The 22533-nt window shown below is 51.5% G+C and carries 23 protein-coding genes and 1 pseudogene; 23 read left to right on the top strand and 1 reads right to left on the bottom strand.

Annotation, left to right across the window (positions count from 1 at the left end):
• Positions 1 to 5: 5 nt before the first annotated feature.
• The 21 genes from CMQ96_RS07070 to CMQ96_RS06970 all read left to right on the top strand — a co-directional run bounded on the left by CMQ96_RS07070 (position 6) and on the right by CMQ96_RS06970 (position 19604).
• Positions 6 to 866: a hypothetical protein gene (locus CMQ96_RS07070; RefSeq protein WP_098066436.1), complete on the top strand. Its 861-nt coding sequence runs from the start codon at positions 6 to 8 to the stop codon at positions 864 to 866.
• A gap of 13 nt (positions 867 to 879) precedes the next feature.
• Entirely contained in the window at positions 880 to 1911 is a 1032-nt protein-coding gene (locus CMQ96_RS07065; protein WP_098066433.1) for a DUF2184 domain-containing protein, read from the top strand.
• Between the two features lie 71 nt (positions 1912 to 1982).
• Positions 1983 to 2465: a hypothetical protein gene (locus CMQ96_RS07060; RefSeq protein WP_098066430.1), complete on the top strand. Its 483-nt coding sequence runs from the start codon at positions 1983 to 1985 to the stop codon at positions 2463 to 2465.
• Positions 2462 to 2890 carry a hypothetical protein gene (locus CMQ96_RS07055; RefSeq protein WP_047935513.1) on the top strand — a complete coding sequence of 143 codons (429 nt, stop codon included), beginning with the start codon at positions 2462 to 2464 and terminating at the stop codon, positions 2888 to 2890. The genes CMQ96_RS07060 and CMQ96_RS07055 overlap by 4 nt, the downstream gene beginning before the upstream one ends.
• Positions 2887 to 3321: a hypothetical protein gene (locus CMQ96_RS07050; protein ID WP_047684922.1), complete on the top strand. Its 435-nt coding sequence runs from the start codon at positions 2887 to 2889 to the stop codon at positions 3319 to 3321. The genes CMQ96_RS07055 and CMQ96_RS07050 overlap by 4 nt, the downstream gene beginning before the upstream one ends.
• On the top strand, positions 3305 to 4243 hold the full coding sequence (locus CMQ96_RS07045) for a hypothetical protein (RefSeq protein WP_047684919.1): 939 nt from the start codon (positions 3305 to 3307) through the stop codon (positions 4241 to 4243). Before CMQ96_RS07050 ends, CMQ96_RS07045 begins: the two co-directional genes overlap by 17 nt.
• A 4-nt stretch (positions 4244 to 4247) precedes the next feature.
• Complete coding sequence (locus CMQ96_RS07040) at positions 4248 to 5642, top strand: hypothetical protein (RefSeq protein ID WP_098066427.1); 1395 nt, start codon at positions 4248 to 4250, stop codon at positions 5640 to 5642.
• 3 nt (positions 5643 to 5645) lie between these two features.
• Positions 5646 to 6083, top strand: coding sequence for a hypothetical protein (locus CMQ96_RS07035; protein WP_047935517.1), 438 nt, complete (start codon positions 5646 to 5648; stop codon positions 6081 to 6083).
• 3 nt (positions 6084 to 6086) lie between these two features.
• Complete coding sequence (locus CMQ96_RS07030; RefSeq protein ID WP_098066424.1) at positions 6087 to 6689, top strand: hypothetical protein; 603 nt, start codon at positions 6087 to 6089, stop codon at positions 6687 to 6689.
• 123 nt (positions 6690 to 6812) lie between these two features.
• On the top strand, positions 6813 to 8693 hold the full coding sequence (locus CMQ96_RS07025) for a lytic transglycosylase domain-containing protein (RefSeq protein WP_098066421.1): 1881 nt from the start codon (positions 6813 to 6815) through the stop codon (positions 8691 to 8693).
• Entirely contained in the window at positions 8693 to 9403 is a 711-nt protein-coding gene (locus CMQ96_RS07020) for a hypothetical protein (protein ID WP_021518669.1), read from the top strand. The genes CMQ96_RS07025 and CMQ96_RS07020 overlap by 1 nt, the downstream gene beginning before the upstream one ends.
• Positions 9400 to 9678 (top strand): hypothetical protein, encoded by a 279-nt coding sequence (locus CMQ96_RS28770; protein ID WP_021543263.1) that lies wholly within the window; start codon positions 9400 to 9402, stop codon positions 9676 to 9678. Before CMQ96_RS07020 ends, CMQ96_RS28770 begins: the two co-directional genes overlap by 4 nt.
• A complete protein-coding gene (locus CMQ96_RS07010) occupies positions 9675 to 10712 on the top strand; it encodes a hypothetical protein (protein ID WP_098066418.1) in 1038 nt (345 codons plus the stop codon). The genes CMQ96_RS28770 and CMQ96_RS07010 overlap by 4 nt, the downstream gene beginning before the upstream one ends.
• Positions 10709 to 11425, top strand: coding sequence for a hypothetical protein (locus CMQ96_RS07005; protein ID WP_098066415.1), 717 nt, complete (start codon positions 10709 to 10711; stop codon positions 11423 to 11425). The genes CMQ96_RS07010 and CMQ96_RS07005 overlap by 4 nt, the downstream gene beginning before the upstream one ends.
• The gene (locus CMQ96_RS07000; protein ID WP_098066412.1) at positions 11422 to 11754 is read left to right on the top strand and encodes a hypothetical protein; all 333 of its coding nucleotides are present in this window, start codon (positions 11422 to 11424) and stop codon (positions 11752 to 11754) included. The genes CMQ96_RS07005 and CMQ96_RS07000 overlap by 4 nt, the downstream gene beginning before the upstream one ends.
• Positions 11751 to 13169, top strand: a complete 1419-nt coding sequence (locus tag CMQ96_RS06995; RefSeq protein ID WP_098066409.1) for a ubiquitin-activating E1 FCCH domain-containing protein — start codon at positions 11751 to 11753, stop codon at positions 13167 to 13169. Before CMQ96_RS07000 ends, CMQ96_RS06995 begins: the two co-directional genes overlap by 4 nt.
• Position 13170: 1 nt before the next feature.
• A complete protein-coding gene (locus CMQ96_RS06990; protein WP_098066406.1) occupies positions 13171 to 13875 on the top strand; it encodes a hypothetical protein in 705 nt (234 codons plus the stop codon).
• Positions 13868 to 14635, top strand: a complete 768-nt coding sequence (locus tag CMQ96_RS06985) for a lysozyme inhibitor LprI family protein (RefSeq protein ID WP_098066402.1) — start codon at positions 13868 to 13870, stop codon at positions 14633 to 14635. Before CMQ96_RS06990 ends, CMQ96_RS06985 begins: the two co-directional genes overlap by 8 nt.
• A 365-nt stretch (positions 14636 to 15000) precedes the next feature.
• The gene (locus CMQ96_RS28845) at positions 15001 to 17523 is read left to right on the top strand and encodes a hypothetical protein (RefSeq protein ID WP_316497553.1); all 2523 of its coding nucleotides are present in this window, start codon (positions 15001 to 15003) and stop codon (positions 17521 to 17523) included.
• Between the two features lie 9 nt (positions 17524 to 17532).
• Positions 17533 to 18459: an arabinofuranosidase catalytic domain-containing protein gene (locus CMQ96_RS06975; protein WP_098066398.1), complete on the top strand. Its 927-nt coding sequence runs from the start codon at positions 17533 to 17535 to the stop codon at positions 18457 to 18459.
• Positions 18460 to 18545: 86 nt separating this feature from the next.
• The gene (locus CMQ96_RS06970; protein WP_098066395.1) at positions 18546 to 19604 is read left to right on the top strand and encodes a hypothetical protein; all 1059 of its coding nucleotides are present in this window, start codon (positions 18546 to 18548) and stop codon (positions 19602 to 19604) included.
• Between the two features lie 198 nt (positions 19605 to 19802).
• Here the strand turns inward: CMQ96_RS06970 and CMQ96_RS06965 are convergent.
• Positions 19803 to 19938: pseudogene (locus CMQ96_RS06965) on the bottom strand (integrase); the annotation flags it as partial.
• A gap of 329 nt (positions 19939 to 20267) precedes the next feature.
• Here CMQ96_RS06965 and CMQ96_RS06960 point away from each other — a divergent pair.
• The gene (locus CMQ96_RS06960; RefSeq protein WP_098066563.1) at positions 20268 to 20882 is read left to right on the top strand and encodes an FMN-binding negative transcriptional regulator; all 615 of its coding nucleotides are present in this window, start codon (positions 20268 to 20270) and stop codon (positions 20880 to 20882) included.
• A 391-nt stretch (positions 20883 to 21273) separates the two neighbouring features.
• Complete coding sequence (locus CMQ96_RS06955) at positions 21274 to 22479, top strand: MFS transporter (protein WP_098066392.1); 1206 nt, start codon at positions 21274 to 21276, stop codon at positions 22477 to 22479.
• Positions 22480 to 22533 lie beyond the last annotated feature (54 nt).

Here is a 22533-nt window from a genome sequence, read left to right as displayed (position 1 = left end):
GAAGCATGGCTAATTTATCTCTTAACCCGATGGTGACCACGAATGCCGCTGGTTCCTTCGGTGTGCAGTCTGATGGCTTCATTCAGGGCGTTGCCCTGGACGATCCGGCAAACCGCTTTAATCTGGCGTCCGGTACCGTCGCCGCCACCGAAACTAAACCACTCTGGGGCGGGCTGCCGGTTGCCGAGTTGCTGCCTGGTGTGAAATCCAGCCCTCGCGGTTCGACCATTCGTCGTGCTGTGTCGCTGGCTGAGCTTGAAGGCTTCACCGTCTTCAATCAGGCTCACAACGGCCTTACTACTCCACAATCACCGGTTCCGCTGTATGCGTCCGGCATGAGTGTTTCATTCTATCGCCTTGGCTCTAACATGCGCGTTCCGCTGAAAGCTTCAGTGCAGGTGGTCGCGCTGGGAACCGCTGGCGCATCGGTGAAAACGGCTCTGGCGTGGGACTTTGTCAATGATCGGGTGACCACCGCAGCCGCGGCGGCTTTTGCCGGCTCTGACATTGCGACGTCTTCGGTTACCTACTCAAACGGCGTGGCCACTGCCACTACCGCCTCAGCGCATGGACTGACCGCTGGCCAGTACGTGAAGATTAGCGGCGTAGCTCCGGCGGCCTATAACGGTACCGTCGTTGTGCTGTCCGTGCCGACTGCGACAACCTTCACCTATGCGCCGGCAAGCGCGCCGGGCGGCTCCGCGACCACGCAGGGCACTATCGGTGCTGTGGCTCAGGCAGATATCACGCTGCCGGTGAAAGTCCTCTCCATCGAGAACGGGAATTCCAAAACTGTCAGCTATGACAGTACGACGGGCTTCCTTACCTGGAAAAACGACGACGCCTGCGCGCTGGTCTTACTTTAATCGGGAGCTTTAAATGGCTGCAATTACCCCCAGTTACACCATCGTCAACCCGTCGTACATCGCGCCGGAGTTGATCATCGGTTACCAGCAGGCGTCCGGTGCGTTTGAAACCATCGCCAGCGGTAACCCGCAGGTTCGCCTTGGTGTAGGCGACCAGTACGTTTATATGCGCCGTCTGGATATCCGCACTCAGGTAACCTCCAGCCAGTCCGGCAACGCTAACCAGTTGCCGAGCGTGGCGCTCGAAGCGCGCATGATCTCCACCCCTACCTATCTGTTCCGTTGCCGTGGCATCTACGATCACCACGACACCGCTGCAGCCGGTAACTGGAACATGGTTCTTCCAGAAGCTCAGCGCCTCGGCATGCGCCAGGGTATCTTCCAGCAGTTGCGCTCAGCGCTGCTGTACGGGATGAACCCGGCGGGCGGCGAAGGATTGCTTAACACTGCAGGCGCGACCACTGAAACCCTGCCGCCGGACAGCAATAGCAACACCACCGTGCTGACCTACGATCATGGCCAGATGGCAGTTTATCTGCTTGGTCATGTTCAGGCCGCACTGACCCGCACCATGCAGTTGGGTCGCCAACAGCGTGTCGTTATCCTCGGGCCGCAGCGTGTGCTGGGCGCGATGGAGATTCAGCAGATCGTTCAACTGACCTCTTACCAGCGTCCTGGTGGTGGTACTGATACCGTCGGCGGAACTGTGAAAGAGGTTCTGCGCGGTGCAAATGTTCAGGTTGACTGGGTATACGACGACACGCTGATCGGCGCCGGCGCTGGCGGCACTGACGCGGTGGTCATCACCATCCCGGAAGTGGAAGTGCCGATGGTTAACTCCACCGTGAACACCAACGAATTCGCCAAACTTAGCCCGTCTCTGGCGGCGAACGCCCTGATGTTCACCGACATGGCCGCGCCGATGGAAATCCCGACGCCAATCCCCGGGGGCGCTATCGACGTACTGTCAGAAATGCGCTCTACGTCTGGCTGGGCGGTCCGTCCGGAAGCTATCACTATCCTGTCGATGGCATACAGCGCCTAAAACGCGAAATCGAGAAGTGCTTTAGCCTCTGCATGGCTATCCGTGCAGGGGCTTTTTTACGAGGGTAAACAATGAAACTGTTCATCGCCAACACTACCAAACAGCGCCACATCTTTACTTTCCGCCAGCTGGAAACCGGGCGACTCCGCCAGATTCCCATTGAGCACGGATCACAGATGCAAGTTATGGATGGCTCGACCGAAGAAGTCGAAGCAGTTATTCAGCATCATCAGGTTTATGGCCTGGTTGACTCAACCAAAATCGACCAGAGCCAGGCATTTGTCGGCCTGTGCTACAGCATCAACAAGCCCGTTTCCGCCAGCGTTATTGAGAAAACTATTCGCGATAACGATGGCCATCTGACCCGCGGCGCACATAGCCGCCGGCAGGCATCAGTCGCCGCTCTGGATAGCACACTGCGCGAGAGCGGGATCGGCTACGAAGGTGATATGGAATTCAGCGCAGAGCAGGCCAAGGGTCGCGATGACCACTCTGACGATCCGACCATTAACGAAAAAATTGTCACGCCGAAAGCCGGGAGCAAGAAAAAATGACAACCAGTCTGTCGGGATTTATCGAATTCGTTCGAGCTGATATGGGCATTACCCCCGACCAGGTTCCCGACGACTCGCCGTCTTTTTCTCTCGCCTATGGCGGCGCGGTTGAGTGGGTAAACCCTGATATCGCCTCGGTTATGCCGAACATGTATAGCATCGCGGTTTATAACCTTGGTGCCTCGTTTCTCATCAACTACGGCACAGAGGCTGTATTTTCTGATTTCCGCAAAGAGCATGGTCTGAATGACTTCAAAGCCGGGGTTATTACTGGCGCGGGCGATAACTCAACCAACGCACAGCGGCTGGTGCCTGATTTCTTCAAAGACCTGTCTCTGGCTGACCTCCAGATGCTGCAGGACCCATGGGGGCGTCGCTACCTGATGATCGCTCAGCAGTTCGGGAGTCTGTGGGGCCTGTCATGATTACCTTTCATCTGGGTGTTATCGACATTCCATACGAGGATGAAGACACCACGACCGGGGATGTTGCCGAGTATCTGGAAGAAAAGTACCAGATAATGCAGACGTTCTTTGACCGCTACGGCAATGACATTGCTGACCTGATGAGCAAAGACCTCGCCGCATCGCTTGAGAACATGTTCGCAGGCGCTCCGCCGGCGCAGGACCCGCTCGCCGAGTCAATGTCAAAAGTTCATGATCTCTTTGTGGGCTTCCTCGATAACACAGAAATGAACGGCCTCCCAGGCGTGCCAACACGCCGCGCGCTTGATGGTATATCGAAGCGCTTCAAGGGCAAAAAAGGGCCGCCGCGCCCCTCGTTCATTGACACCGGAACCTATCAGGCAGCAATGCGCGCCTGGGTAAGCGGGGTGCTGAATGCCTTCCCTGAGTGAATTACAGAACGCCAAAACCGAGCTTAATGCGACCCTGACGCAAGGGCTTGATGACCTGAGCCGGTTTCAGGTGGTGACCTTCACGAAGTACATCAGAAAGGTGCTTCCGCTCGATGGCTTTGTATTCTGGGTGAAATCCTCGGTTCTGTCTGACGATCCCAGCAATGAGCCTGCCACTGTGAATGTTAAGGGCTATCTGCACCTGACGACCGAAACCATTCAGGACGATGAGCAACTGTACGACCGCAATGTGGTGACATTCACCGCGCAGGCGGACATTGACCCGTTCAACGATATCGGGTCAGAGGTGCTCTACATCGGCGAGTTTTTTGGCGTTCAGTTTTCTTTCTCCCGGCGTACTGGGCTGAATGAGCCGGCGAATCTGTACCACTACACCGGAGAGGCGATTTTCCCGCACATGCGGTCGCAGATCATCAACTCTGCGGATGACATAGACCTTTCTGACGTGGTGGTGTCGAGTTCTTTGCCGATCTGGCTGGCCCTGAATCAGTACATGCCGATGTTTCCGGCAATGCTCTCAACGCAAAACCTTTCGCCGCCCTATGCGACGGTGAAATGCAGCAACACGTCTCCGATCGCCGGCGCATTCTATCTGGACGAAAAGCAAAATCAGTATCAGCTGGTATCGGAAGATGTGACGCTATCGGTCACCGGCCTGCGTAACGCCAGCATTGAAGACTTTGTGCGGTATGTGCAGGACTACACTACCGGCGATGCCCCGGAGATGGGGATCATGAACATCCCCGTTGTGCAGGATGAGCGTGTCACGCAGAACGAGCTGAACATCATCGCCATGCGCAAAACCATCAAATTCAAAATTAACTACTACCAGCAACGGATGCGTGACCTGTCGCGCCGGCTGATCACATCTGCAATTCCGAACATTTACCCGGAGAAATAAGTAAATGGCAATTGTTAATATTAACGTGTCGGTGACGAATCCGCCGAAGCCCTCGCAGTTGTTAAAGTCCGGGGCGATGATTTCCATGGGTGGCACCACGCTGAATGCAGGTGAATATCAGCTGCTGACCAATGAAAGCGACCTTGCCAGCATTCTGGCCCCGGCAAAATCAATTTCTTCTCTTGCCTGGGCGACCGGTGTGGTGACGGTGACGCTTTCCGCCGCGCATGGCTGGACGAACGGCTCGCAGGTCCCTGTTCTTATTTCTGGCTCAGCGCCGGCAGGCTACAACGGCGCCTATACAGCGACGGTTACGGGGGCTAATACTTTCACCTATCCGCTGACGACCAATCCCGGCACCGCGACAACCATGGGCTCCGTGAAAACAGTCGTTTCGAACGAAATTTCGCAAATGAACACCTCGTTCTGGTCGCAGGGGAAAACCCGGTCAGTGTATGTGCTTGAGTTGGGCGATGTTTCCATTGCTGACGCCGTGACTGCTCTGGCCGCCTTCATTGCCGAGGATGTGTCTCTTGGCAATACCTATCAGAAATTCTTCTCCTATCTCGTCCCTCGGGAGTGGGAGTCTAACGCCAGCTTTAAAACTCTGACCGGACTTTATACCTCCCCGGGCAGTCTGGTTTACTTCTTCGTTACCACGACGATCGCCACCTATCAGGCATGGGTAGAAACGAAAAATAAAACGGTGTGCGCGGGCGTAGAGTCACCGGATATCCCGGCCAGCGAGTTTTCCATGGCCGGTCCGTTTCAGTCGTCTCTGGCTAACGACCCTGGCTCCAGCAATATGGTGCCGCCGATGGCGTACCGCTTCATGTACGGCCTGACTGAATATCCTCTTGAAGGCAACAGCGCGCTGCTGAAATCTTTGCAGGACAGCAACATCAACTATATCGGCACTGGCGCGGAAGGCGGCCTAAGCAACAAGGTCCTGTTCTCCGGCCGCATGCTGGACGGGAACCCGTTCAACTACTGGTACTCAGTGGCATGGACCGCGATTAACCTTGAACTCGATCTGGCAAACGAGATTATCAACGGCTCTAACACGACGGTTAACCCGCTCTACTATGAGCAGAAGGGTATCGACCGCCTGCAGCGCCGGGCGCTTAAAACGATGCGTAACGGCATCAGTTACGGCCTGATCCTCGGACGTGTCATTGACACGCAGTTGATCCAGCAGGATTTCAACACCGAGTACGATAAAGGCACCTACGCCGGTAACGCCGTAATCAACGCCGTTCCATTCGGCAACTATACCAGCCTGAACCCGTCAGATTACCAGGAAGGGAAGTACAACGGACTGAGCGCCGTCATGACTCCTCGCCGCGGCTTTGAATCCATCACGTTCAACGTGAACGTAACGAACTTTGTAGGGGCGTAAAAAATGGGCAACCCATTAGTACCGCAGGGCTTTCTTAATCGCGTTCGCGGGGCTATCTCTGTCACGGATACCCCCGCGCTTAACGTCTCTGCCTCATACCTGGCAAAGGACGCCATCAGTCTGCGCCCGGACGGCCCGGCGACCGATATTATTCCGACGCTGACCGGCACTGTCGGCAGTCAGGCGCCGTATCAGCAGGTTACGCTGACCGTGCATCTCCTCAAAACCCAGGGGCTGGGTGAAAGCTATCGCCAGCGCTTCCTGACTGATACCGCGCTCGGTGAAGTCGTGGTGACGCCGGATGCGAACACCTTCGGCAACCTGACGCTGCTTAACTGCTATCTGGTCAACTTCAACGAACTGACTTTCAGCGGTATGGACCCGGCGTTTGTGGTGACCATCAGCGGCTACATGAACACCAACGACAACATGTGGGTGTAATGCATGAAAATCGATAAGAAATTGAATCTCGTTAGCAACATCACCCGCAGTGATGGTTCTATCATCTATCTGCATGTCACGCCGTTCCCGTATGAAGTGGTAGAAGAATACTGTGTATTGCTGGGTAATCTGTTTACCAACTTCATTGCACAGGTTGGCCCTCTCGGCTCTGCGCGCGTAGCCGCCATGATGCTGAGAAAAAGGCTCAGGCAGGACATGGAAGCGAGAAAACAGGACAATCAGAATCTGTCTGAACCTCCGCAAACCCTGACCATCGTCGACGAGATTCAGCGCCTGACCGTGGTTGTCTATAGCGACGATGGCCAGTGGAAGACTGCGCCGCTTGAGGTGGCATTCAAGCAGGGGATTATTGACCCTGACGAATACCGCGAGGTTGAGGGGGAGGTGGTTTTTTTTATGGTTTCCTCTGCCATTCAGAAAGCGAACCTGATCGCTCCAACCGTGGGAACGGTGATCAAAATGTACGATGGGCAACTTACCTCATCGAGCGTTACGGCGTTTCGCGATTCGTTGCAGACGTCGAAGCCGGATATCGATACCCCGACCCAGAATGCCCAGCCGGAAACGTCATATATACCCTCTTAGACTGGGCGTCGAATGAGGGATTCTGGCGAGTGATACGGGAAATAACTGGCGAGGAGTACGCCAGCCCGGCTCAGTATCGCCAGCGTTTCATTCTGTCAGCGCTCAAAGAAAGAGGTTTTTTCAATGGTAGCTAAGTCGATCGTCGACATTGACGTAAATGACGACAAGTTTGTCGCGTTTATGGAGCGGTTTCGCGAATACCAGAGCGCGCTGGAGGATTTGCCGGAAGCGTGGCGCGTGGCCGCCGTCGGCATTGGCGAGGGCAGCAAAGAGACCGAAAAGGCCAAAGGTGAGGCGAAGGAATTAGGCGCGGAGTTTAATGCCGTTGCAGAGGCCATCCTGACCATTAACAGCGGTCTCGACCGGCTGAATAACAACCTCGACGACTCGAAGAAAAAGCAGGATGAGTTCAACAAAAGCACCCGATCCGCAAAAGGTTTCCTCAGCGATGCGACGAAAGACGCGAAATCGCTGGCTGGGCATATCAAAGAAGCGACCGCCAGCCTTCTGTCCTGGGGCGGCATTGTCGGGATATTTACCGGCGTTCTCGGTGTCGGTGGCCTGTTTGGCATCAACCGCCTGGCGGCCACAACCGGCGCCCAGCGGTTTACCTCTCTCGGACTCGGAACAAGCATCGGAGCGCTTGATTCCACCGCCATAAACTACCAGAAAGTGCTGGGTAATCCGGCGGGGACGCTGGGCGCTATCCGCGACAACCAAATGGACCTGTCGAAGCGCTGGACGTTTCAGGCGATGGGGATTAACAATCCCGACCAGGACCCGGCCAAACTGCTCCCGCAGATGATCCGCAATGCGCGAGAAATCTTTGTAAAAAACGGCAGCACCCTACAGGGGGCAAACGCCTACGGCCTGACCAACTTCTTTACCCTGGATGACCTGAACCGCTTCAAAAACATGAGCGATGAAGAGATCGCCGCCATGGAGAAGCGTGCGCAGCAAGACTCGCGAATGCTGCAAATTACCGACCAGCAGGCGCGGCAGTGGCAGGACTTCAACGTCCAGCTCGACTACAGCAGCCAGAGTATCCGAAACACGTTTGTGCGTGGACTAGGGCCGCTTACGCCGCAGCTGAGCAAACTGTCTGATGCGTTGTCAGGCGCGATCGATACCCTTCTGAAATCCCCCGAACTGGGTAAGTGGATTGATGCTCTGGCAGGAGGTATTAAGAAATTTGGCGATTATCTTGCTTCGCCCGATTTTACCAGTGACGTAAATGACTTCATGTCTGGCGTCAAAAAGATGGCTCTGGCTGTCATGGATGTTATCAGGGTATTTACCGGCGAAATAAGCGTGGGGGATTTTGCTAAAAAGCATTCAACCATGCTCGGTAACGAGACAGTGAAAGACCCAAATGGTGGTCCAGACTATGTCCCTGGTAGCGAAAGTGACCCGCGCGTGTGGGGCGTTCTGAAGTGGGGGAAATCTGCATCCGGAGTTGCACCTACTCAGTACGATGATTACTTTTCCGAAGCGGCTGAAAAATACAACGTTGACCCGCGATGGCTTAAAGCTATCACAGCAGCGGAATCCTCATGGGATCAAAATGCTGTTAGCAAGGCCGGTGCAAAGGGTCTCATGCAGGTAATGCCTGGCAATTTCCAGCCGGGAGAAAAACCTTTTGAACCTCGCGATAATATCATGGCCGGAGCCAGGGTTTTCTCATGGGCCATGCAGCAGTCAGGCGGTGACTTTGACGAAGCCCTGCGTTATTACAACGGGGGTAATCGCAGGGGAAGTAGTGAAAATATAGCCTATCCTGGACGCGTCAGAGAGCAGTACGCTGCTATGTACGGCGCACCGAAGAACAATGAACCTGCGGGCAATGATAACTCTGAGGTTGCTAAAAATACCCAGAAAACTAATCAGCTTCTACAGCAGATTGTAGATGGGAAAGGCGGCAGAGGCGGGAGCGGTGACGTTGTTATTTATAACAACACCGGCGGGAATGCCGTGGTAACTTCAGCGCAATTGGGGGCGAGGTAATGGGATTCACACGTGAAATGTATAAGCTGGGTTTTGAAATATCCCCGGTAATACTTTGCGGAGGGATAGCGCAGGCCATTCCTGGAGGAATGCTCCCGATAGTCGCTTTGACGCAGAGCGCTAGCTTTGTCACGGGACTGCTTGGAGGCGCCATAAACCTAACCGATCTGGATAAATATTTCTGCCACTGGCGCCCGGTACAGGGCGCCACAATGGTTGATTATGAAATTGCCAGATACCCTTTCGCCAACCAGGTAGTAGCTGCGAACGCCTTGCTTGCTCAGCCGTTGCGCGTTTCGTTGGTAATGGAGGCTCCGGTCAATGAAAACACCGGGGCGATGACAAAGCTCGTCACTATGAGTGCTCTGCAGTCTGTCCTTCAGGCGCATTCTAACTTAGGCGGCACGTTTATCGTCGCCACCCCGTCCGTTATCTATAGCAACTGCATTTTGCGTGTCGTGAGGGACATCACTTCTGGTAACGATCCACTACCACAGCGTTCATGGATATGGGATTTCGAGCAACCACTGATAACCGATAATGGTGCAGAGCAAGCCGTGAACAATTTTTTAAACAAGATTGGAGCCGGGGATATGGTAACAGACCCATCCTGGACCAATACAGCCAATGCTCTTGGCAATACACCTCTCGGGAGCTCTGTTTCGGAAGCAATCACCGGGCTGTTGGGTAAGTTGGGGGTAGGGCCATGACAACCCAGAATTATCCGTTTACCGGCAATGATCGTCAAAGCATGACATTTACACCGATCCTTGATGGCACCGTCTATAACTGCCAGGTCAAATGGAACATTGCCGGGATGAGGTGGTATGTCCTCATTACAGATGGCTCTGGGAATACCATTCTAAATACCCCGCTCGTTGGCTCCGTGCTTAACGGTGGAATAAATATTATCTCCGGAGTGTTTAATTCGTCCTCCATGTACTGGCGCGAACAGAATGGACAGATTGAGGTAAACAGCTCATGAGATATTATGATATTGAGATAACCATTCCTGCTGAAGGCGCCTCTCCGGAAAGAACGATAAAATACAGTAGCCATAAGAACGGAGTTTACAACCCAGGCGCCCTGATGATTGAGTTTGATATCCTCAGGTACGGTGAATCGACTCCCCAGGGCGAGACTCACCTGACCATCTGGGGTATTGGCCCAAAAGAAATGCAGCAGGCTCGCCAGAATTTCTTTGGCAAAAAAATTAAAATATTCCTTGGGATGAAAGACGGGCTGCCATTGGCTGGAAAGGTTACCGCGCCAAAACTGGTATTGGATGGCGTGATAAATCAGGTCTTTGGTAACTGGCAGGGTATTGAGTTACGACTCGACTTCATAATCGTGGTTGGTCCTGTCCAGAACGTGTCAAATAACAAACCCGTACCCCTTCCTTTAACCTTTGACTGGAAGGAGGGGCAGAAGCTTTCTGTAGCCCTCACGCAGTGTTTTATGAACATCAGAGGGTATACGTTCAATATCAACATAAGCGACCGGCTAATCCTTAATCATTACCGGGGGCTGTTTTGTGATGACATTGTCACCCTGGCCAAGGACCTTAATGCTTTTTCACGTTCCAGAATTCGCGATAGCGGGTACTCTGGTGTAGAGATCGCAATAGTGAATGGTAATGAGATCCGGGTATGGGATAACGATTATGATAACCACCCGGATAAGACTTCTGTTTCCAGCGCCGTAGCCAGAAGTAACAGCCCAACCCAAATAGATTTCAAGGATTTGATAGGGCAGCCAACATGGGTGGCATTTAATACAATCAGTATGGCGTGCGTAATGCGCGGTGATATTCAGGTTGGCGATCACATCCTGATGCCTAAAAAAAGCACTCCGTTGATACAGGCATCTTCGTACTCTCAGTATCGAGAAGACTCTGCCTTTACTGGCGACTTTATTGTGAACTCCGTTCGCCTGTTAGGGAATAGCAGGCAACCAACGGCAGAAGCATGGGTAACAATTATTGAGGCTTCCCCTTTCATTAAGGCAGGTAATGCATGAGCATCGACAACAAGCTTAATTTTGCCTCAAGCATGAACAGGTTTACTGAAAGAAAGATTGAAAATGCGCTTCAAAAATCAGGGAAAGTTCTTCCGGCGAGCGTGGTTAAGCAAACAGGGAATATGATCACCGTCTCCTTTGAGCTAAGGGATATCCCATATGTTTTGCCGCAAGTGACTATCCCCTTATTCGGCCCTCAATATATTCGTTACCCTATGCAGCCGGGGGACAAGGGGATTGTTATCCCCGCAGATACTTACATTGGCGGGGTTAGCGGTCAGGGAGGCGGCATTGCAGATATGACTCCGCCAGCAAACTTAAGCGCCCTCGTTTTCTTGCCGATCAGTAATACCGAGTGGCAGGGCGTCGACGGGCAGGTGGTGACGGTATACGGTCCGGAGGGTGTAACGCTGCGCGACAGCGGCAGCAACACGACGTTTCTCCTGAAGCCTGACAGCATCGCCATTTCCACACCTGACAGCTTCACTGTAAACGTTGGCGGGACAGTTTTTTCACTGACCGGTAGCAAATGGAGCCTTTCGGGGGAGGTTGGTCACCTGCAGGATTCTGATGCCAGCACAAGCCCCGCAATCATGCATGCCGGTTGGCAATCGCTTCTGGCGTGGCTTAACAGCCATAAACATTCAAACGGCAACGATGGAAATGATACCGGGGGGCCGACTTCAACGTTTAACGGGAGTATCACCGAGTGAGAACCTATGGCCGAAACTCTGAGGGAAAGTGGGTACTGGTGGAAACAGATGAAAATGGGTTTAATGACTCGGTGTATTTGACCACCCTGATCCAGAATCTGAAACTGGCTCCACAGGAATCACCTTTTTACGCAAACAACGGCATCCCGGCTGCCGGGTCTGTGATACAGCAAATCCTGCCGACGTATTACGTTAATCGCATTCAGAAACAATTCAGCCAGTATTTCTCTTCGTTGCAGATTGCGTTAATCAGCGATGACCCGCCTGTTTATAACATCTCGGCAATCACAAACGCAGGTTCAAAAATTATTACTCAGGTGGCCATATGAGCGATTTATCGGTCAGCTATACGTCAGCAGGCCCGGTACCTCTGACGGCGGAAGAGCTACGAGCACAGCTAGTTTCCCAGGCTATTGCGCTATCTCCGGGACTAACAACAGAATTACCAGGCTCATTGATTGAGGATGTGGCCAGTACCGATGTCGGCGCGCTCATCGTTTGTGATCAGGCAAGGGTTGACCTGATTAACTCAGTGGGGCCGCTAAAGGCTAACCTCGCCATGCTGGAACTTCTCGCGCAGCAGGCCGGTATTCCCGCTCAGAAAACGGCTGGCACGACAACGGTCCCGATTCAGTTTTCCGGCCCGGCTGGGTTTGTTATCCCACAGGGGTTTATTGTTTCTGATGGGACCTATACCTATTCAGTCAGCGATGCGACGATTATCTCGTCATCTGGCGTGTCTGCCAGCGTGTCATGCGAAGGAACGGAGACCGGGACCTGGGCTGTACCGGTGAATACAGTTAACCAGATCATTACTAGTCTTCCGTCTGACATCATCATTACCTGCACGAATCCAATCGCTGGCACTCCTGGTGCTGACCCGGAAACGAATTATCAGTTTCGTGATCGCGTATGGCAGGCGCAGATGGCCACAGTTCAGGGATATCCTGGATTTATCCGGCAATATCTCACCAGCCTTGATAACGTGCAGGCGCGCCTGGTTTCTGTCATTCAGGACGGAGATAAGTGGATAGTCATGTGTGCGGGCGGTGATATTTATGATATTGCTGGCGCACTCTATAAGTCAGCAGGGGATATCAGCCGGCTGAAAGGGTGTTCACTGAACGTCACGGGGATCACGAATGCAAACCCTGGAGTTGTCAGTACAGACCTGACTCATGGTTACACTGACGGCCAGGTTATCAGGATTACTGGCGTTACCGGGATGACAGGTATTAATGACGTCCCTCTGACCGTGACGGTACTGTCTCCTCACACGTTTTCCATCGGGATTGACACGACCTCATCCGGAACATGGGGAGGTGGCGGAGAGGTGACGCCGAACGTCAGAAACAATACCGTCACGGTGAATGACTGGCCTGATAACTACGTGATCCCATTCGTGACCCCATTACTGCAGCGCGTCACAGTGACGTATCAGTGGGGGACCGAAAGTGTTAACTACCTGACAGACGCCACCGTCGCCTCGCTGGTCTCAGCGCCCACCATTCAGTATGTGAACGGCATATTTGCCGGGAAACCACTGAACGTTAACAATCTGAAAGACGCGTTTTTGCAGGCGGTTAACTCGACAATCGATATGGGGCTGATCAGCACATTAAACGTCGTGGTCACCATCAACGGTGTGATAACGCCCCCGGATTCCGGGACAAACATCATCAGCGGCGATCGGTTCAGTTATTTTTATATTGCGTCGGATGGCGTGATCGTAAACGGAGCGTAGCATGCTTGACGATATCATTCGTTCGTATATGTATACGCAATACAACGACGATGACAATCTGCGGGCGTTTTTTACTGCGTATAACTCGATGGCGCAGGGCATTTATGACTGGATGGTGAATGCCAACCTGCCGATTTTCATCGGTGACTACAACACCGGAGACCAGCTCCGGTGGATTGCCCATGGTATCTATGGCGTATTGCCGCCGGTTATTTCCAGTAGCGATCAGCAGGAGATTGGCCCATATAACACTTTCGAATTTAACCAGCTGGCATTCAATGAGTACCGGGTGATTGACCAGTCAAACCAGGTCGTTGTCTCCGATGACCTTTTTAAGCGGATCATGACCTGGAATTTTTACAAAGGTGACGGCTTCTATTTCTCTATCCCATGGATAAAGCGGCGTATTCTGCGGTTCCTGTTGGGAGTGAATGGCACCGACATCCTCAATGACCAGCGATGGAGTATCTCGATCCAGTTTGTGGATGGAGGCATCGTGATTTCCATCTACAAGGGGCGCCGGCAGTTCACGCGGAGCGCCATCTACAACGCTTCGGCTTATAACTCAAGGAAGTACAACCAGAAGGACACGGCCTTTGTGATCACCGAGGATTTCGAGTTCGCCATTTTCTTCAAGCAGGCTATGGATAGTGGACTGCTGCACATGCCTTTCTATCAGTCCATCCAGGTGGAAATTATTGATTGAAGCTAAATGGCTGTGGTGTAAACTTTACGGTATCCACCACAGCATGGTTATGATTAAAATGAAAAAATCAGCCCTTCTTATATTATTATCAGTTTCACTATGCGCTGGGGTTTCATATGCAGCATCATTTGATTGTGCTAAGGCAAAAAGCTTTGCTGAGAAAACGATATGTACAAACCCACAACTTTCAAAAGATGATGATGATTTAAAATATTTATATGGAAATGCTAAGGCGTACACCCAGGACCGAAAGGCATTTTCTGAGATAACTAAAGCTCTTTGGGATTCAAGAGAACGATGCAGTGACCTAAAATGTGTTGATGAATGGTATGATACTGCGTTCGCAATTTACGGCGCAATAAAGGAAACTGGCATACCAGAATCAAATGGTGCAAATGATATATTAAAGAATGAAGGTGCAACAAAACCTTCAGAAATTACAGAAAAACCTGATGAGATTACAACTCCGTCAGCCAAGAAGCCTAAGGAAAGCAAAAGAGATTTTAGCTTATACGACTCTAAGAAAAGGGCGGCTCCAGTTGAACATAACGCAATACTATATAAAGACACTCCAGAGGCATTCGAATTTATAGATACCCTTGTTGGGTTTGTTAGACAAAGCTCTTACAAATGTGACTCTGTTAGCTCTTTCATACCTATGGTTTCATCGAATGGCTTTACGCTCGCATGTAATAAATTCAGCTACAAATACGAAATTAAAAATAACGGCGGCAACGTCTCTGTTTCTGTGGATAATTAACTCAAAGCCCACGCCAGTGGGGTTTCATAAATAACTCATTGATAACATCAAACCCGCTTCGGCGGGTTTTTTTATGCCTATATCCCGGAGGAGACATGGCACTAACCCTTTTGGCTACAAACAACGCAGAAAGCGTTCTGGCTTCTGCTATCAGCGCAACCGACACGTCGCTGATCGTTAGCGCTGGAACTGGTGCCGAGTTCCCTGACGCCGTGGCCGGTGAGAGTTACTTTAAGCTGACTATCACCGATGCTGCTACAGGCTCACAGGTTGAGATCGTGAACGTGACAGCCAAGGCTGGCGATATCTTCACTATTGAGCGCGCGCAGGAAGGGACATTAGCACGTGCATGGGCGGCCAATGATATGGTCGCCAACATGATGACGGCCGATACGTTAAATGTTATCGCTGATTTTGCAAATCAGGCAGCCAGTTCAGCACAGGAGGCCCAAGAGTATGCAAATAATGCCTCTGAGTACGCACAGAACAAATTCACGTTCTTTAAAACTCCAAGCGATCCAGATGGCACTATTGCTGGTTTGGCTGCTACGACTAATGGTCAGTCATTCTGGGTTGCGCAGGGTCCTAATGCGCTTTCTGCCGCGTGGCAGTATCAAAACGTCGCTGGCGTTGCTGTTCTTCAGGCTAAGCAACCAGGCACAGCAGCGATCACAGGGACTATTCGCGAGTTCCCTACTCTGGCGGCAGCGCAGGCCGATGCAGATGCTGGCAATATACCTACCGGATCAACCGCCTATTACCGCAGCTCAGATGACAGCAAGCTTGCTGTCGAGCTCATCAATAACTCCGGGATAATGCAACCTACTGGCCGGACAATGGCATCCGGTGAACTGGTGGCCGATATCGATCAGCGTATAAGTCAGGTTGACGGTGTAAATATCACTGAAGTCCACGACGAAACCGGAAATATTATCGGTTATCTGGCCGCAGATGGTCGCCTGTTCCTTCCGTATCTCAGTAATTCAGTGCAGGACATCCTTAACCTTTTGTCTGGTTTACTGTCTTCGCGGAGCGGAACAGATATTTTTCGCTTCGGCGACGGGAAAAATGACACATTCATCCAGTCCAGTGATGGTCAGGTGTACATACCTTTACTCGAATTATCGGTACAGGAAGAAATAAACCAGCTGAAAAAAAACGCCTCAACGTCGCCGTCTATAGCCTCAGTGGACACCCGTAATCAGGTTGGCACTGCTGCGTATATTGTGGTGCCGGAAGGGTATCTGGTTGATCAGATTAAATGGTTGCGTGATGGGGTCGTCATACCGGGTGCAACAGGGTATGCGTATGTATTAACCTCTGCCGATATGATGAAAAAAATCACGATGACAATTGGCAGCCTTCTGGGCGGTAATCGGGTATCCGATAAGACTGCCGGGCAGATAGGCGGCATTGCCCTGGAAAGCGCCGGGCCTAACGGTTCACTCTACGAAGGATTTACCCTGTCTGCCGGTGATGATTTCAATGCCCTGGATATTATCACTCCAGCTAACCCACTTGGACGATGGTTTACCACCCGAACTTACCTGAACCCGCCGCGCGGTTCTGACACGTTACTCGGTACGATGTACGATACTGACCCGGCATTTACAGGATTCAACGACTCCAACCGTGGGATTCCTGTCGGGTTTGATAACATGCGAGCTGTTGGCGGTGTATTGCGGCTTCAGGCGCGCACTGCAACTGACGCTGAAAAGGTTTTTATGCAGGGATCCCGCCATGAACTGGCGGCGATGGTGAGTTCTGTCGGGGCCTTCTCATTTTATGCTGGGCCTGCCGGATCAGGCGACTGTATCATCGAATGGTATGCGATGTTCACGCATAAATCGCAGAACCCTGCAGGATGGCATCCGTCTCTGTGGACGCAGAGTTCCCTGCCGTCTTACACCTACAATTCTGATGAGATGGATATTGTTGAGGGTACCAGCCAGTTCGCAACATCAAACTATAACATCTGGGGGAGTGATGGCAGCCGGACGGGAGGCGGTTCGCTTGGACCAGACAAGGATATTTTCGACGGCAAGTATCACAAGGTCACTGCAGTTCTCAATCAGAGCCAGGTCAGGATTTATATCGATGACGTCCTGAGCAGCACCACCGCGATTGATGCTAATGCCGTGCGTGAGCCAGGCTATCTGCTGATGAGCAGCCATGTCTACAACGGCACCTTCCACGGTGAGGCATATTCCGCGCTGGCGTGGGAACAACTCTGGAAGGGTGCAACGATAAACGTGGACTGGTGCCGTATCTGGCGCAAAACCGGATTGAGTCATATCAAACCGCTCGTTTCTGTTCCTTCTGTCAACATTGATTACGGTAACAGCGGCACAATTTTACTCCCGGCTAAATCGGCGCTGTGGGGGCGAGAGGATGTACTGGAAAACGTTCAGGTTGTCATGACGGAAGAGAATGAGCCTGGCGGCAGTCACACCGTTCCTTACAACACATTGCCTCCATTCGTTACCTACGACGCAGTAGCGAGAACCATCACTATCGGCAACGGGTACACGAAAGCGGGGCGTCTGAACTTCGTTATCTATGGTTATCTGCAGGATGGTTCAAGCTGCGAACCCGCCCGCACCTGGGCGAATATCGGCCCACATTACACCGGCACATCATTGTCTCTGTCCTCCGGACAGAGCACAGACCTTTATCCCTTGTGGGATTGTGGCGTGCTGGTCACTGACGGCGTGAAATGCACGAAAACCATTGGCTGCTACTCACTTCCGGACGGCGTGGTATTCGATTCGAAAAGTAGCCGCCTGATTAATTTCGGGGCCGCTGCAGGCAGCTACGTAATTACCAGTGCCTGCCGAAACAGTGTCGGCCAGGTTGCCAGTCAAAAAATTAATCTCACTCTGAATTAAGGGGCCTCCATGCTTGTTCTGAATTCTAATACTGCCTATACCGGTGATAAAAAAGATCTGCCGGGTTACTGGCCTGTCTTCGGTTACATTCCTGCTATCGCGCTGTCTCTGCGTAAATTGTCTTCATCGTATTCCGGTCCGGCGATAAGAGTTCGCCGCTCTACGGATAACGCAGAGACTGACATCGGATTTACCTCTTCTGGCGATCTGGATACTGCGGCTTTACTGTCTTTCTGCGGCTCCGGAAATGGTTTCGTCAGTGTCTGGTACGATCAATCCGGGAATGGATTCAATGCTACACGCAGTGGTGCGGCAGGGCAGCCGCGAATTGTCTCCGCCGGCGTGGTGGACCTGATGGGAACAAAGCCCGGTGTAAGATTCGATGGTACGGATGATGCGCTGTCTATGGTGACCGCTGTCGCTGCTCTGGCCGGAAAAACAGGACTTTCATCCTCTCTTGCCTTCAGACTGCGTGCCGTTCCGACAGCAGCCGCGAGTTTTTTCACATTTTATAAGTCTGCGAGTTCATCGGGAGATACGGTAAGGCGCCGGTATAACCTGGGGGCAGGATTCCAGAACCAGGATAAGAATCTGCTACAGGTTATCTCCACTCAGGCAGCAACCGGTAATGCGGATATAGTGACCGAGCCAACGCCGGTTACTGTGAATAAAAACATCGTGGCACGCTCATATCTTGATTTGACCAACAGCATCCAGGGTATCGCTTTAGACAGCAGCGCATGGGTGACAGGAGGAACAAGTGGCAGTGCTACTGGCTCATTCGATTCTGCTTTGCTGGGCGGAGGACCGTGGGCGGCGGGTAACCCAAGCGAAGTATCTTTCCTGAATGTTGGTGAGTTCATCCTGGTTGACTCAAAGAACGATTTTTTCCTGAATAATATCGTGACTAACCAGCAAAATTATTTTACTGATTAACTGTTCAGTACCTAACACATACATATACATACGTCATAAACTAATAAAATGCCGCTTAATCGCGGCTTTTTATTTTTGGAGGCTTCATGGCGCTAAAACTACTGGCAAATAACAATGCTAAAAGCGTCCTCGCGTCAGGAATTAGCGCATCTGCTACTGTTATTACAGTTAGTAGCGGAACAGGTGGCTTATTTCCTCATCCCGTATCAGGTCAAAGCTATTTCAAATTAACCATTGTTGATGCCGCGACTAAATTAATTACGGAAATCATGCACGTTACATCTGTCTCCGGTGATGTGATGACTGTACAGCGAGGTCGTGAAGGTACCACTGCAAGAGTCTGGTCAACGAATGATATTGTGGCAAATATGTTGACCGCGGGGTCTTTCCTTTCCTGCCTGCAGATCGCAAATAATTTTTCTGAAATTGCAGCTGAAGGAAGTGAGGCGGTAAGACAGGCGTTATTAAATCTCGGCTCGTCAGATGGCACGATCAATGGTCGCCTTATGGGCGTTCCGCGCGTCGTTACGAGCAGCGGGATGCTCACAAAAACACCTGGCGCAACAAAATGGAGGATTAGAATTTTAGGGGCCGGGGGCGGTAGTTCTGCTGCGCCGGCGACCGGTGCTGGTCAGGTTTCGATTAGCAATGGTGGCGGGGCTGGCGCATACGCCGAGGGAATTTATGACGTATCCGCATTAACCTCAGTAATGATCACTATTGGCCTGGGCGGGAAAGGTGGGACTGCATCCTCAATTTATGGGGAAGATGGCGGTGCCAGCTCCGTAGGAACGCTGATTTCCGCTCCTGGCGGCAAAGCTGGCCTGCCTGCTGGTCCGGCTAATCCTCCATTTCAGCCGGTGGCGAACACAAACTCGAACAGCCCTACCGGATGGAATATTGTCGGGATAAGTGGGCCGGGATCTGAGTGTGCATCAGCTATTTCAACTGAATATGCCATCGCGTCGCGCGGAGCAAATAGTCAACTTGGCGTAGGGGGCTCCATTCCGGCCATAAACAATCCAGCTAACAATGGCGGTGGATATGGCGGTGGGGCGTCTGGATGTTCCAATGGTCCTTCAAGGCCGGTTAATCCTGGTGCAGATGGTCAGAATGGGATCGTTATTATTGAGGAACTGGCCTGATCGATGTGTCGCAATTGTGGCGTAACTGAAAAGCGCGATAAGGACAAGGAAGTCACACAACGACACGTAACGACACAAAACCGGATGCGAACGCGGAAAACATATGTGTTTACAGTGTGTTATTTAACGCTCTACTTTCTTCTAAGCCGTAGGTCACAGGTTCGAACCCTGTAGGGCGTACCATTAAGAAACAGTTACTTACGCCAGTTTTAGTCCAGCCTGATTTCCTCCTTGTGTCGCTAGCGCCAAAAATGACGTCAATTTTCCGTGCGTGCTCTGTTAAATGGTTTGGTGGCAGGTGAGCATAACGGCGAAGCATCTCGATGCTTTCCCAGTACATCAAAAAAACACAATAGTCTGGCAAGAGATCAATATGTAGATGATACGGACACAGAATGTGTACATCTGTGTAAGATCAGTGTATTCAATTAGTTAAAAAGATGTTAATAATTAATATCATTAGAAAATACATAAAAACATTATACAGTTCTAATCAAAACGATAAAAACAACTAAAAATATTACTAACGAGTACTGTAAGGGGAAGCGAAGTGGATGACGTTCCCTGGCACCAACGCTTTGATACACTAAATCATTGCTTAATAAAAAGGAGGAGTTATCTTTTTCAAAGAAACTACAGGCGGATCAACATTATGAGGTAAAAATGTATACACCTGATACAATGAAGTTATCAGATAAAAAACATATTTTTGATTTTATTGACGCTTATAGCTTTGGATTAGTTGTTTCGCCTTCCCTCAATGCCAGTCATCTTCCTTTTATCCTCGATCGTAGTTCTTCATCGCGGGGAATTCTTCTTTCCCATATGACGCGCGCGAATCCACTCTGGAAAGAATTTGAAGGAAAGAGGGTGCTCGCCATATTTCAAGGGCCCCATAGTTACGTTTCCCCTACCTGGTATCAAACTGCTCCCGCGGTTCCCACATGGAACTATACTTCCGTTCACTGTTATGGCACCGTAAGTCTTTTATCTGTCGATGAATTACGCATTGTGATGGACGCGTTGGTCCATAAATTTGAACCGACGCTTCAGGCCCAGAAAGAAATTATGCCCGAGACGTTTATTGAAGGGAAATTGAAAGGTATTATTGGATTCAAAATTGAAATTGAGGAGTTTCAGGCCAAAGAAAAGCTTGGGCAGCATCGTTCTCAGGCCGATCAGCGGGGAACGTTGCAGGGGTTAATCAACAGCCAATCTTCAGAGTCCGTAGTGCTGGCTGACTATATGCTTAAGGTGAAGAAAGGCATTGGCGCTTGAAATTTTGCTCTCTAATATAATATTTATGTCGGAGGGGGCACCCATAATTTATGTCATATATTAAATAATATTATCCTGGCATGTTTGAAGACGTGCTGTACGCTTGAAGCAAAGAAAATGATATTGCGTCATCTATGAGCACTAAAATAATATAAGCAACACGGCCAGCTTTAACAGTACCAAAATAATAAAATAACCCTTAGAGATTGATAAAGATCGCTTTTAAATTTATAAACAATGGCGTTGATGGAACGGTGCCCCTTTATCGGGGCGTTTTAACCCATTCCTTAACGGAGAAAATCGATAGCCCCGAGTGATGTCCTTTGCGGGGAAGAGTTTGTTTTACAGGTGACCGGATGAAGTGGGTTAAGGATGTATTAGGGTGAAAAGTATGTCTCTTCGTTCATTGCAGGCGCTATGCCTGACCAGCTTTTTTATTGCCGACGTTCGCGATGGACTTGGGCCTTTTCTGGGAATTTTCCTGACGCAACATCAGTGGCGACCGGATGACATCGGTCTGTTGATGACCGCGGGCGGCGTTGCCGGATTGCTGGCGACGCTTCCCGCAGGGTTCATCACCGATGCTTCGCGGAACAAGCGTCTTATGCTCGCGATACTGTGCATCATGATTACCGGGACGACGCTGCTGCTCTGGTTCAGCCAGGGCAGCAGCGTCGTCGCCATCTCGCAAATCTTCAGCGGCATATGTGCGGCATTTATTGGCCCGCTTATTACCGGGATCACCCTGGGGCTAACGGGGCAAGACGGCTTTAGTACCCAGATGGGTAAAAATGAGGCTTTCAACCATGCGGGTAATTTTACGACCGCATTGATTGCGGGCGGGATCGCCTGGCGCTGGGGTATTGGCGGTATTTTCATCCTGATGGCCTCGACAATGCTGCTCACGCTCTTTGCCCTGACGGCAATTCGTCGTGATGATATCGACAACGCTCGGGCGCGCGGGCTTGAAACGACGGACTCCCCCCAGATACCTGACTTCTCGGTGCTGACCAAAAACAGGGCGCTTTTAATTACTGGGTTGACGCTGCTGCTTTTTCATTTAGCGAATGCAGCGTTGCTGCCCATGCTCAGTATGCGGATCGCTGCGGCACCAGGCGCGATCAATCCCGGCCTGTATGCCGCAGCGACGGTGATTATTTCCCAGTTGGTGATGATCCCGGTGGCCATCTGGACCGTAGGTCGAATCGATAAATATGGGTACTGGCGACTGATTATGCTGGCTCTGCTGATCATGCCAATCAGGGCTGCGCTGGCGGCAAGCACGGCGGCACCGTGGATGATGGTACCGGTGCAAATACTGGACGGCTGCGCCGCAGGGGTACTGGGCGTAGTGGTGCCGAGCTTTATTGTGGCGCTGCTGCGCGGCAGCGGGCACGTCAATGCTGGCCAAAGCGTGGTAATGCTGATGCAGGGTGCCGGCGCGGCGATGAGTCCGGCATTGACGGGAATGATTGCCGGTTATTACTCGTTCGCGACGGCGTTCAGCGTGCTGAGCGTTATCGCTCTGGCGGCGCTGCTTATCTGGTGGCGCAGCGCGCCGACGCTCTCTGCGCCGGCTTTTATGGCGACGAAATAATCGACTAAAGTAAGGCTTAAAGAGGGCTTTAATCTTAATCGATATCAGCCGATT

It is taken from the genome of Klebsiella sp. MBT K-1 (genome assembly GCF_002556465.1).
Classification (GTDB): Bacteria; Pseudomonadota; Gammaproteobacteria; order Enterobacterales; family Enterobacteriaceae; genus Klebsiella; species Klebsiella grimontii.
This window is presented reverse-complemented; position numbering and strand designations above follow the sequence as displayed.